Raw genomic sequence first — 12,295 nt, forward strand, 5'->3', positions numbered from 1 at the left:
GGCGGCCTCCGTCGCGTTCGGGCTCCGGCGCGTTCGGGCTCCGGCGCGTTCGGGCTCCGGCGCGTTCGGGCTCCGGCGGGATCAGACCGCGGCGGCGTCGGCCGCCTTCGCGGCGGTCTCCCCGTCCGCCGCGGACTCGGCGGTGACCTTCGTCCCCGGGTGGAACAGCGCGCACACGAAGGCGACCGCGAGCGCCGCCGCCATGCCGTACAGCACCGGCCCGTTGGCCTCGGCGAACGCGCGCCGGACGGCGTCGATCATCTCGGCCGAGGCGTCGGACGCGCCGCCGCCGCCGTGACCGCCCTCGCCGTGACCGGTGATGCTCTTGGTGATCTCCACCGCGGTGCCGTGCGCGACGTCGACCGGCACGCCGTGCGTGCGCAGGGCGTCCTCGACGTTGGCGGTGGTGCTGTGCAGCAGGACGGTGCCCAGCACGGCCATGCCGAGGCTCGCCGAGTAGTTGCGCACGGTCTGGGTGATGCCGGTGACCTCACCGTAGGAGGTGCCGATCGCGCGGTTGACGGCGTCCGTCGAGGCGGGGGTCATCAGCAGGCCGATGCCGCCACCGGCCATCGCGATGAACGGCGCCTGGGCGCCGAGCGACAGGTCGGTGATCTTCCCGGCCCAGAGCGCGAAGCCCGCGGTGGCGAGCGCCGCGCCGATCAGCATCGGCGGCCGGGCGCCGATCCGGTCCAGCAGCCGGCCGCCGAGCTGGGTGCCCGGGGCGAAGCCGGCGAAGAACACCAGCAGGTAGAGGCCCGCGTCGTTGGCGGACTGGCCGAGCGCCACCTGCGCGTAGACCGAGGCGAAGAAGAACACCGGCACGAAGGCGATCATCGCGAAGAACAGCACCGCGTTGTCGGCCGCGAAGGCCCGGTCGGCGAAGACCCGCAGTTTGATCAGCGGGTCCCGGGTGCGCAGCTCGAACAGGACGAACACCACCAGCACGGCGAGGCCGCCGGCGATGCAGAGCCAGGTGGCCGGGCTGTCCCAGCCCCAGGACGACGCCTGCTGCAGGCCGAGCACGCTCAGGCTCATGCCGACCGCGATCAGCGCCGCGCCCGCCCAGTCGATCGGCTCGCGGCGGGCGTTGTTGGGGATCCGGGCCATCAGGGTCAGCACGATCGCGACCAGCGCCATCGGCACGTTGACCCAGAAGATCCCGCGCCAGGTCCAGCTGGTCAGCCAGCCGCCGAGGATCGGGCCGACCGCGGTGAGGCCGCCGGCGATGCCGAAGAACACGGCCAGGGCGCGGCCGCGCTTGTGCACCGGGTAGACGTCCACCACCACGGCCAGCGCGGCGGGGAACATGAAGGCGGCGCCGACGCCCTGGAGCGCCCGGAAGGCGACCAGCCAGGTCTGCGCCAGACTGCCGCTCGGCACCGCGCCGCACAGGGCCGAGGCGATGACGAAGGTCAGGATGCCGATCAGGGCCATCCGCCGGTGGCCGAGCACGTCGGCCAGCCGGCCGCCGAGGGCGAAGAACGCCGCCAGCGCCAGCAGGTAGGCGTTGACCACCCACTGCATGCCGGCCGAGGAGAGGCCGAGCTCGTGGATGATGTCGGGGGCGGCGATGGAGACGATGGTCTGGTCGATGAAGGTCATCGAGACCGCGAAGAGCATGCCGGCCAGCGTCAATGACTGACTGGCGGCCACAGGTGTCGAGGTGGCCGAAGCGTTCTCGGACCGCACGGGTTCCCGTCCTTTGCGTTGATTGGGTGGGGGCGGCCGTGGCTGCGCCGCCGGTTCACCCCGTCCGGCCTTGCCCGTACCGCGAACTGACACGGCGTCCCGCCGGTGTCAGCGGACCACTATGTCACCCGGACGGCCGCCTCGCACACCTGTGCGGCGACAAATTCGACACTTCTGTAGTTTATGGCCCGTCAGACCTGCCGGAGTGTCGAGTACCCGGCCCCGGTCACGAGGACGCCGAGGTCACGGCGGTGCCGCCGGGCGTGGCGGCGGGGCGGGTGCTCACCCGGCGGCCGGGGTCGGCTGCCCGTCCGCCACCCCGGCCATCACTCGGCCATCACCCGGCCGTCGCTCCGGCCGCCATGCTGTCCGCCGCGCCGTCCGGGTGCCCGGCCAGGCGGCGGCGCAGGCTGAGCGGGCGGATGTCCGGCCAGACCCGGTCGACGTGGGCGCTGCACTCCTCCTCGCCGCCGGTGAAGCCCTCGGCCCGCCAGCCGGCCGGCAGCGGGGCGCCGGCCGGCCAGAGGGCGTGCTGCTCCTCGTCGTTGACGACCACCTGGTACTGGGCTGCGGTGCTCATGGGGCGTGCTCCTTGGTTCCGGTCGAGGGAGAGACGGGCCCGGCGGCTCGTGTGCCGCCGGGCCGGTGGTTCTACGGGCCCGTGATCCCGGGAGGGGGCGTCGGCGGGCCCCGGGTCAGACGCCGGCCGGCTCGCGGGGCTCCGGCCGGGCCGCCCGGCGAGCCGCCGCGAGGCGGGCGCGCTCGCGCAGGCCCACCAGGTCGTCCGGCTCGGCGTCGGGCACGTCCCGGTCGAACCGGGCCAGGGCCGGCAGCCGCAGGCCGACCGCGACCAGGACCAGCATCGCCAGGCCGAACAGCAGGTACATCAGGGCGATGCCGCGCCCGGGCCCGGTGCCGAGCAGCGGGCCGAACATCCCGGCGAGCGCGCCGCCGTCGTCCATCAGCGGGCCGAACAGCGAGGCGCCGAGCGGGGCGATCACGCCGTGCCCGAGCGGCAGGGTCGACCAGGCCACCAGCGTGTTGAGCGCGAACACCCGGCCGTGGAACCGCTGCGGCACCTTGACCTGGACGATGGTCGAGTAGACGCCGTTGACCAGCGTGAGCGCGAAGGACATGCCGAACGCCCCGGCCGCGATCACCCAGAGTCCGGCGTGCAGGCCGGTGAACGCGCACGCCGCCGAGAGCAGCGCGGCGAGCCCGAGCATGCCACGCAGCCGGTGCCGGCGCGGCCCGCCCCAGAAGCCCATCGCGATGCCGCCGAGCAGCGCGCCCGCACCGCCCGCCACGGCCACCCGGGCGGCGCCGTTCAGGTCCGAGAAGGCCAGCACCATCGGGGTGACCAGCAGGAACAGCGGGGAGAGGAAGACGTTCAGGCCGGCGAACCAGAGCAGCATCGAGCGGAAGCCCCGGTTGCGCCAGGAGTACCCGAAGCCGTGCCTGATCTCCTCGACCAGCGACTCCCGCCTGGTCCACGGCAGGGTCCGCGGGAACCTCACCGCCAGCAGGATGCCGACCGCCACCGCGTAGCTCGCCACGTCGATGACCAGGATGCCGCGCAGGCCGATCGCCGCCATCAGCGCCACCGCCACCAGCGGGACGACGAACTGTGCTGCGCCAAAGGCCAGTTGGACGATGCCGTTGGCGTGTCCGAGGTACTGCTTGGGCACGATCTGGGGCACCGCGGAGGCGTAGGCGAGCCGTTGGAAGGTGAGCGCCACCGAGAGCACGCCGAGGAGGACGTAGACCTCCCAGGAGTGCAGCCGTCCGGCCAGCAGCAGGGCGAGCATCGCGGCCTGGGTGGCACCCGCGGCGACGTCGCCGGCCAGCATGACCTTCCGGCGGTCCAGCCGGTCGACCAGGGCGCCGGCCACCGGGCCGACGAGGATGCCGGGCAGCATGGCGACGACCGCGAAGAGCGCGTAGCGGGCCATCGAGCCGGTCTCCAGCAGGATCCAGAGCGGCAGCGCGAACTCGGTCAGCGCCGAGCCGGTGATCGAGACCAGCTGGCCGGCCGCGACCGCCAGGAAGCGGCGCAGGCTGGGCTGCGGCCCGTCCTCGGCAGAGGCGGGACCGGGGGCGGCGGGAGCGGAGGCGGCCGGCGGGCCGGTCTCGCCGTGGAACCACCAGGAGGCGTCCGGCCCCCGTGCGGGCAGCCCGTCCGTCTCGCCGGCCAGCACGGCCCGGTGCACGGTGGTGACGGCCTCGGCGACCTCGTCGGCGCGGTACTTGACGAAGAAGTGGCCGCCCTGGTCGAGCACCGCGACGGCGGAGCGCTCGGCGAGCAGCAGCCACTCGCGGTAGCGCTCCTGGTAGAAGTCGGCGGCCGGGTCGCGGTCCCCGACCAGCGAGATCACCGGCGCCTTGAGCCGGGGCGCGCCCGCGGCCACCTCCGCGATCGCCCGGGTGAAGTACTCCTCGGCGGCCTTGGAGTCGCGGCGCATGTTGCCGACGATGAACCGGACCTGGTCCGGGTCCAGTTCGGAGGTGTCGACGCCCATGCCGGTCAGCCAGTTGACGTAGACCCGGTCGCCGAGCAGCGGCTCCAGCGAGGCGATCCCGCTGAGCAGGGTGAGCACCTTGCTGCGCGGCTTGGCGAAGGGGAACTGCGCGCCGGCGTAGACCGCCTCCGGCCCGTGGCCGGAGGCCTCCAGCAGCCGGGCGGTGGCGACCGCCAGCGCCGTCCCGACGCCGCAGTGGCCGTAGACCACCACCGGGCCCCCGACCCGCTCGCGGACCTCGGCTGCCAGTTGCTCCGCCAGTTCGTCGAAGGGCAGGTGCTGCTCGGTGACGCCGACGTCGTGGCCGGGGATGGCCACCGCCCACAGCTCGGTGTCGGCCGGCAGCAGGTCGGCGACGGGCTGGTAGACCACCGCGCTGCCGCCGCCGTAGGGGACGCAGACCAGGGTGAGCCGGCGGCGCCCCTCCGGGACCGGCCGGGTGAGCCGGTGCAGCAGCCTGCGCGGGCCGCGGTCCTGCTCGGAGAGGTCGGCGAGGGCCGCGAGGTCGCGCACGGTGCGGCAGGTGAAAAGGTCCATCACGCTGACCGGGCGGGCGCCGGCCTCGGTGAGCCGCTTGCGGGCCCTGGCGACGACCTGGGTGGCCAGCAGCGAGTGGCCGCCGAGGTCGAAGAAGTCCTCGTCGGTGCCGACCTCGGGCACGCCGAGCACCTCGGCCCAGATCCCGGCGAGCACCCGCTCGGCCTCGGTCCCGGGCCTGCGGATCCCGCCCCCGGCCCGGCGCACCTTCGGGGCGGGCAGCGCGCGGCGGTCCAGCTTGCCGTTCGGGGTGAGCGGCAGGGCGTCGAGCACCGGGAAGGCGGTGGGCACCTGGTGGTCGGGCAGGGAGAGCTTGAGCGCGGCGCGCAGCGCGGCCGGCTCGGGTTCCTCGGCGCCCGGCGCGAGGACGAGGTAGCCGACCAGGCGCTTGTCGCCGGGGTTGTCCTCGCGGACGACCACGGCGGCGTCGGCGATGCCCGGCCGGGCGCGGAGCAGCGCCTCGGTCTCGCCGGGTTCGATCCGCAGGCCGCGGATCTTCACCTGCTGGTCGATCCGGCCGAGGTGTTCCAGGGTGCCGTCGGCGCGGCGGCGGGCGAGGTCGCCGGTGCGGTAGAGCCGGGAGCCGGGCGGGCCGTAGGGGTCGGGGACGAAGCGGGCGGCGGTGAGGCCCGGGCGGCGGTGGTAGCCGAGGGCGACGGCGGTGCCGCCGATGTGGAGTTCGCCGGGGGCGCCGGGCGGGACGGGCCGCAGGGCGGCGTCCAGGACGTAGAGCCGGGTGTTGTCGATCGGCAGGCCGATCGGGACGGTCTCCAGCGGGCCCGCGCACTCCCAGGCGGAGACGTCGACGGCGGCCTCGGTCGGGCCGTACAGGTTGGCCAGCGCGCAGCCGGGCAGCCGGGTGGTGAACTCCCGGGCGGTGTCCGGCGGGAGGGCCTCGCCGCTGCAGACCACGCGGCGCAGCGCGGTGCACTCCTCGATGCCGCCCTCGGCGAGGAAGACGGTGAGCATGGAGGGCACGAAGTGGGCGACGGTGATGCCGGCCCGGGCGATCAGGTCGCGCAGGTGGGCGGCGTCCTTCTGGCCGCCGGGCTTGGCCAGCACCAGCCGGGCGCCGGTGGCCAGCGGCCAGAAGAACTCCCAGACCGAGACGTCGAAGCCGGCCGGGGTCTTCTGCAGCACGGCGTCGCCGGGGCCGATCCGGTAGGCGTCCTGCATCCAGCGCAGCCGGTTGGCGATGCCGCGGTGGGTGTTGGGCACGCCCTTGGGCCGGCCGGTGGAGCCGGAGGTGTAGATCAGGTAGGCGGTGTCGTCCGGGACCGGGCCGGCCGGGCGGCCCTTCGGCTTCGGCCACTCGGCCGGGTCGTCGAGCAGCAGGACGCGGGCGGTGCAGCCCTTGGGGATCGGCAGTCTGCGCTGGGTGAGCAGGACGGGGGCGGCGCTGTCCGCCAGCAGGAACGCGAGCCGCTCGGCCGGGTACTCGGGCTCCAGCGGGGTGTAGCCGGCGCCGGTGCGCAGCACGCCGAGCAGACCGGCGACCAGTTCGGGCGAGCGCTCGGCGCTGACGGCGACCAGGGTGCCGGGGCCGACCCCTTCGGCGGCCAGCCGGGCGGCGATCCGGTCCGCGGCGGCGTCGAGTTGACGATACGTCAGGGCCGGGCGGTCCTCGAAGGCGACGGCGACGGCGTCCGGGGTGCGGGCGATCTGTTCGGCGATCATCGCGGTGAGCGTGGTGTCCGGCCGGTCGGCGGCAGTCCGGTTGAACTCCTCCAGCTCGAAGGCGCGTTCGTCCTCGGCGAGGCCGTCGAGGACGGACAGCGGCGCGTCCGGCCGGGCGGTGACGGCCTCCAGCAGGCGCCCGAGGTGGGCGCCGAGCCGGGCGATGTCGTCCTCGGCGAACAGATCGGTGTTGTAGTTGAACGCGCCGGCCAGGCCGTCCGGCCACTCCTGGAGGAACAGTTCCAGGTCGAACCGGGTGCCGCTGGCGCGGACGCCGAACGGCTCGACGTCCAGCGGGAGTCCGCCGAGGGAGTCGCGGGTGGTGGCGTAGTTCTGGACGGCCAGGACGGCCTGGAAGACCGGCGGGCGGCTGACGTCGCGGGGCACCTTGAGCTCGGTGACCAGCTGGGCGAACGGCAGGTCCTGGTGGGCGAAGGCCTCCAGGCAGGTCTCGCGGGTGCGGCGGAGCAGTTCGGCGAAGGAGGGGTCGCCGCCGAGCCGGGCGGGCAGCGCCAGCACGTTGACGAACATGCCGACCAGCGGTTCGAGTTCGGGCTCGGGGCGGCCGGCGATGGGCGAGCCGACGGCGAAGTCGGTCTGGCCGCTGTAGCGGGCGAGCAGGGCCTGGAAGGCGGCCAGCAGCACCATGTAGACGGTGGCGTCGTGCTGCCTGCCGAGGGCGGTGAGCCGGTCCAGCAGCCCGCGTTCGACGCGGAAGCCGTGGCCGGCGCCGGCGAAGGTCTGCCGGGGCGGGCGGGGGCGGGAGATCGCCAGCCGGAGCGGCTCGACGCCGGCCAGCTCCCGGGCCCAGTGCGCGACCTCGGCCGCGAGCCGTTCGCCGCTCAGCCGGTCGCGCTGCCAGATCGCGAAGTCGCCGTACTGGACGAGGAGTTCCGGCAGCGGGTCGGGTCTGCCGGTGGCGTGGGCGGCGTAGCCGCGCAGCACCTCGCCGACCAGCACCTCGCTCGACCAGCCGTCGCTGACGCTGTGGTGGACGACCAGCAGCAGGAGGTGGTCGTCGGCGGTGATCCGGACCAGCATCGCACGCAGCAGCGGGCCGGTCTCCAGGTCGAAGGGGACGGCGGCGGCCGCGTCGACCAGCCGGGCGGCCTCCTCCTCGTCGGCGGCCTCGGCGGTGGCGAGCCCGAAGGGGCCGGGTTCGGCGATCTCCAGCACCGGGCGGCCGTCGTCGGTGGCCGGGTAGCGCGAGCGCAGCGTCTCGTGGCGGGCGACGGAGGCGTCCAGTGCGCGGCGCAGCGCGTCGGTGTCGAGCGGTCCGCGCAGCCGGCGCACCACCGGGATGTTGTAGGCGGCGGTGCCGGGTGCGAACTGCTCCATGAACCAGAGGCGTTCCTGGGCGAAGGAGAGCGGCACCGGGGCGCCCTCCGGCCGGCGGGCGATGGCCTGCTTCGGGGCGGTGCGCGCCCTGAGGCGGCGGCTGAGCAGCTCCCGCTTGGCGGCCGAGAGCTGCGTTGCGGAGGGCTGCGTTGCGGGGAGCTGCGTCGCGGAGAGCTGGGTCGCGGAGGGCTGGGTCGCGGGAGGCGCGTCCGCTCCGGCGACGGGTGTGGGGGTGTCGGTGCTCATGTCGGCGTGTCGGTCCCTTCCGGGGAGTCCTGCGCGGCGAGCAGTTCCTCGGCGGCGTCCTCGGACAGCTCGGCGAGTTCGGCGACCAGGGCGGCCTCGACGGCATCGGCGAAGGCGGTCACGGTCCGGTGGGTGAAGAGGGTGCGCAGCGGGACGGCGAGGTCGACGGCGGCGCGGATCCTGGCGATGACGCGGGTGGCCAGCAGGGAGTGGCCGCCGAGGTCGAAGAAGTCGTCGAGGGCGCCGACCCGGTCGAGGCCGAGCACCTCCTGCCAGACCTCGGCGACCAGTTCCTCGGCCTCGGTGCGCGGGGCGAGGTAGGCGGCGCGCAGGTCGGGCCGGGTGTCGGGGGCGGGCAGGGCGCGGCGGTCGAGTTTGCCGTTGGGTGTCAGCGGCAGGGTGTCCAGCACCAGCAGGGCGTTGGGCACCAGGTGCGCGGGGAGGGTGGCGGCGAGCCCGGTGCGCAGGGCGTCCGGCTCCGGGGCGGGTGCGCCGGCCGCGGGGACGACGTAGCCGACCAGGGTGTCGCCGCGGGCGGTCACCACGGCCTGGCCGACGCCGGGCAGGGCGAGCAGGGCGCTCTCGGTCTCGCCCGGCTCGATGCGGAAGCCGCGGACCTTGACCTGGCTGTCGATCCGGCCGAGGAAGTCGAGCGCGCCGTCGGCGCGGCGGCGGACCAGGTCGCCGGTGCGGTAGCGGCGGGCGCCGGGCGGGCCGTCCGGGTCGGGGACGAAGGCCCGGGCGGTGGCGCCGGGGCGGCCGAGGTAGCCGTAGGTGACGCCCGCGCCGCCGATCACCAGCTCGCCGGGGGTGCCGGGCGGCACCGGGGTGCCGTGCCGGTCGAGGACGGCCGCGGTGGCGCCGCCGATCGGCCGGCCGATCGGCGGGCGGGCGGTGGCGTCGGCCGCGCCGAGCTCCGCGGTGGTGGCGATGACCGTGGTCTCGGTGGGCCCGTAGGAGTTGACCACCCGGACGGTGTCGCCGAAGCGGTCCCGCCAGGCGGCGACGGCCTCCGGCCGCACCTGGTCGGCGCCGAGGACGAGCAGCCGCAGCCCGGCCGGCCAGGGGGTGGCGTCCAGGTCGGCGACCAGCCGGTGCCAGTACGGGGTGGGCAGGTCGAGCACGGTGAGCCCGGCGGCGGAGGGCTCGGCGAGCTGCTCGGGCAGTGCGGCGCCCGGCTCGGCGACCACCAGGGCGGCACCGGCGGCGAGCGCCGGGAACACCTCCTCGGCGCAGGTGTCGAAGGAGAGCGAGGCGAACTGCAGCACCCGGTCGGCGGCGGTCACGCCGTAGCCCTCGCGCATCCAGGCGACCCGGGCGGCGAGCGCGCGGTGCGGTACCAGAACGCCCTTGGGGGTGCCGGTGGAGCCGGAGGTGTAGACGAGGTAGGCCGGGTCCTCGGGGCGCACGGCGGCGTCGGGCGGGAGCGGGTCGGCGTCGGGCCGGAGCAGGTCGGCGGGTGCGTCCTCCGCTTCCTCCGCGGTCGCAGGGAGCACCGGGACGTCCGCGGGCAGGCCCTCGACCGGGTGCCCGTCGGCGGTGACCAGGACGGCGGCGCCGCTGTCGGCCAGCATGAAGGCCAGCCGGGCCACCGGGTACTCAGGGTCCAGCGGCAGGTAGCCGGCGCCGGCCCGCCAGGCGGCCAGCATGGTGACCACGGCCCGCGGCCCCCGCGGAAGGCAGAACGCCACCAGATCGCCGCGGCGCACCCCGGCGGCAGCCAGCCGGACCGCCAGCCGCCCGGACTCGGCGGCCAGTTGCGCGTACGTCAGGTGGGCGTCGCGGCTCTCCAGGGCGGTCGCACCGGGCCGCCCTGCGGCGGCGAGGTCGATCGCGGCGAGCACGGTTGCCGGGTGCGGTGGCAGGTCGGGGCCGGTCCCGGTGGCTCCGGCCCCGGAGAGCTCCTCGACGTCCAGCAGCGCCAGGCGGTGGACCGGGGTGTCCGGCTCGGCGAGGGCGGCGCGCAGCAGGGTGTCGAACCGGCGCCCGAGCCGGGTGATCCAGGCCTCGTCGAGCAGTTCGGTCTGGTAGCCGAGGATCGCCAGCAGGTCGTCGCCGTCCCACCGGACGTCCAGGGTGAGTTCGAACTTGGCGGCCGTGTAGCCGCCGTCGAGTTCGGCGCAGCGCAGGTCGGCGAAGGCGTGCTCGTCCAGCGCGCCGCCGCTCTGGGTGTGCACGGTCAGCAGGGTCTGGAAGACCGGGGTGCGGCCGGGGTCGCGCTCGATCCGCAGCTCGTCGGTGAGCTGCTCGAACGGCACCTGGCTGTGGCCGAGTGCGCCGAGCCAGCCGGAGCGGGTGCGGCGCAGCAGGTCGGTGAAGCTCGGCGCGCCCGCGAGGTCGGCCCGCAGGACCAGGGCGCTGGAGAAGTAGCCGACGGTCTGCTCGGCCTCGACGGTGGTGCGGGCGGCGACGGGCACGCCGACGCAGAAGTCGTCCTGGCCGGTGCAGCGGTGCAGCACGGCCTGGTAGGCGGCGGCGAGCACCATGAACGGCGTCAGCCGGCGGGCGCGGGCGAAGGCGTCCAGCCCGGGGCCGAGGCCGCGCAGGATCCGGGTGTGGAAGGCGCCGGCACTGCTCGGGTGGGCGGGCCGGGGCCGCTCCAGCGGCAGTTCCAGGGCGGGTGCGTCGGCCAGCCGGTCGGCCCAGTAGGCGAGGCCGTCCCGGGCCTCCGGGCCGGCCAGCCACGCGCGTTCGGCGGCGGCGTGGGCCAGGTAGGAGGGCGGCACCGGCAGGTCGAGCGGCCGGTCGAGCGGCCGGCCGGCCCGGTGCGCGGCGTAGCGGGTGGCGAGTTCGGTGCGCAGCAGGCCGAGTGACCAGCCGTCGGCGGCGATGTGGTGCACGACCAGGCAGAGCACGTGCTCCCGGTCGCCGGTCCGGAACAGGGCGGCGCGCAGCAGCGGCCCGGCCGCGAGGTCGAAGCCGCGGTTGGTGCGCTCGGCGAGGGCGGCGGACAGCCGCTCCGGCGCGGTGCCGCGCAGGTCGGCCTCGTCCAGCGGGACGGGCGCCGGCGGGTCGACGACCACGGCGGGCCGCCCGTCCTCGTCCGGGAAGCGGCTGCGCAGCGCCTCGTGCCGGGCGACCACCCCGTCCAGGGCGGCGCGCAGGGCGGCCGGCTCCAGGTCGCCGGTGAGCCGCAGCACGAGCGGGATGTTGTAGGACGGGTCCCCCGGTTCCAACTGGTCCAGGAACCACAGGCGTTCCTGCCCGACGGTCAGGACGGCCGGCGCCGGGGAGACCCGGTCGGACCCGTGGCGGGCCGCATGGACGGACGTGCTCATCGTGCTCCTCATGACGCGCCGGCGGCCGACGGACGGCAGGGCCAGGACATGGTCCGGCGGCGTGCCCTGTCGGTGGGAGGGAGCTGCGCGCTCGGCGAGGCGGCGGGCCCCCGTATGGCCGCCGCAGTGCGGATCATGCTAGGGAGCCGGATCGGCGAGCGTCAATGGTCTGGACCATCTATCCGCCGCAGCGATCGCCGGACCGTCGGCGGAGCCGGCGGGGGTTGACCCGGAAAGGTGTGAGTGATTGAGTACTCACATGAAGAACGAACGCCCCCGCCAGTTGTCCACGGCCGAGGAGCGCCGCGAGACGGTGCTGCGCACCGCGATCGGCGCCTTCGCCTCGCGGGGGTACTTCGGCACCACGACCACCGAGGTCGGCAAGGCCGCCGGCATCTCCCAGGCCTACGTCTACCGCCTCTTCCCCAACAAGGAGTCACTGTTCGTCGCCGTCGTCGAGCACTGCTTCACCCGGGTCCGGGCCAGCCTGGAGGAGGGCGCGGCGCAGGCCGCGAGCAGCGCACCGGAGGCCGTCCTGCACGCCATGGGGGAGGCCTACGCCAAGCTGATCAGCGACAACGACCTGATGCTGGTCCAGCTGCACGCCCAGGCGGCGGCGGTCTCCGAACCGGCGATCCGGGACGCCGTCCGGGCGGGCTACGCCCGGCTGGTCGAGTACGCCCGGGGCGCCTCCGGGGGCGACGAGCGGCAGATCCAGGAGTTCTTCGCCACCGGCATGCTCTGCCACCTGCTGGTGTCGATGGGCGCCGACGAGGTCGACGCGCCCTGGACGCGCACGCTGGCGGCCGGGATCACGCACTACTGAGGCACCACTGACGCCCCGCCGGCGCGCCGGCAGCACTGCACCCGGCCGGCGGGCGCCGAGCCCGCACACCAGCCACACCCCGCCGCGGGGGGGGGGGGGGGGCCCCCCCCCCCCCCCCCCGCCCCCCCCCCCCCCCCGGCGGCGCCGGGGGGTTGGGGAACACCCACACCCAGTCTACGTTG

5 protein-coding genes are annotated in these 12,295 nt (G+C 75.4%); 1 reads left to right on the forward strand and 4 read right to left on the reverse strand.

The annotated features are described in order from the left end of the window. Nucleotides 1–81 precede the first annotated feature (81 nt). The 4 genes from ABZ885_RS13890 to ABZ885_RS13905 form a co-directional block, all read right to left on the reverse strand. Nucleotides 82–1,623 carry an MFS transporter gene (locus ABZ885_RS13890; protein ID WP_360187369.1) on the reverse strand — a complete coding sequence of 514 codons (1,542 nt, stop codon included), beginning with the start codon at nt 1,621–1,623 and terminating at the stop codon, nt 82–84. Between the two features lie 406 nt (nt 1,624–2,029). Continuing rightward, complete coding sequence (locus ABZ885_RS13895; RefSeq protein WP_360187363.1) at nt 2,030–2,272, reverse strand: MbtH family NRPS accessory protein; 243 nt, start codon at nt 2,270–2,272, stop codon at nt 2,030–2,032. A gap of 115 nt (nt 2,273–2,387) precedes the next feature. Further along, a complete protein-coding gene (locus tag ABZ885_RS13900) occupies nt 2,388–8,009 on the reverse strand; it encodes an amino acid adenylation domain-containing protein (RefSeq protein WP_360187365.1) in 5,622 nt (1,873 codons plus the stop codon). Further along, a complete protein-coding gene (locus tag ABZ885_RS13905) occupies nt 8,006–11,287 on the reverse strand; it encodes an amino acid adenylation domain-containing protein (protein ID WP_360187366.1) in 3,282 nt (1,093 codons plus the stop codon). Before ABZ885_RS13905 ends, ABZ885_RS13900 begins: the two co-directional genes overlap by 4 nt. Before the next feature lie 259 nt (nt 11,288–11,546). Here ABZ885_RS13905 and ABZ885_RS13910 point away from each other — a divergent pair, with 259 nt between their 5' ends. Beyond that, on the forward strand, nt 11,547–12,113 hold the full coding sequence (locus ABZ885_RS13910) for a TetR/AcrR family transcriptional regulator (protein WP_360187368.1): 567 nt from the start codon (nt 11,547–11,549) through the stop codon (nt 12,111–12,113). Nucleotides 12,114–12,295 lie beyond the last annotated feature (182 nt).

The sequence above is a fragment of the Kitasatospora sp. NPDC047058 genome (assembly GCF_040643935.1).
Lineage (GTDB): Bacteria > Actinomycetota > Actinomycetes > Streptomycetales > Streptomycetaceae > Kitasatospora.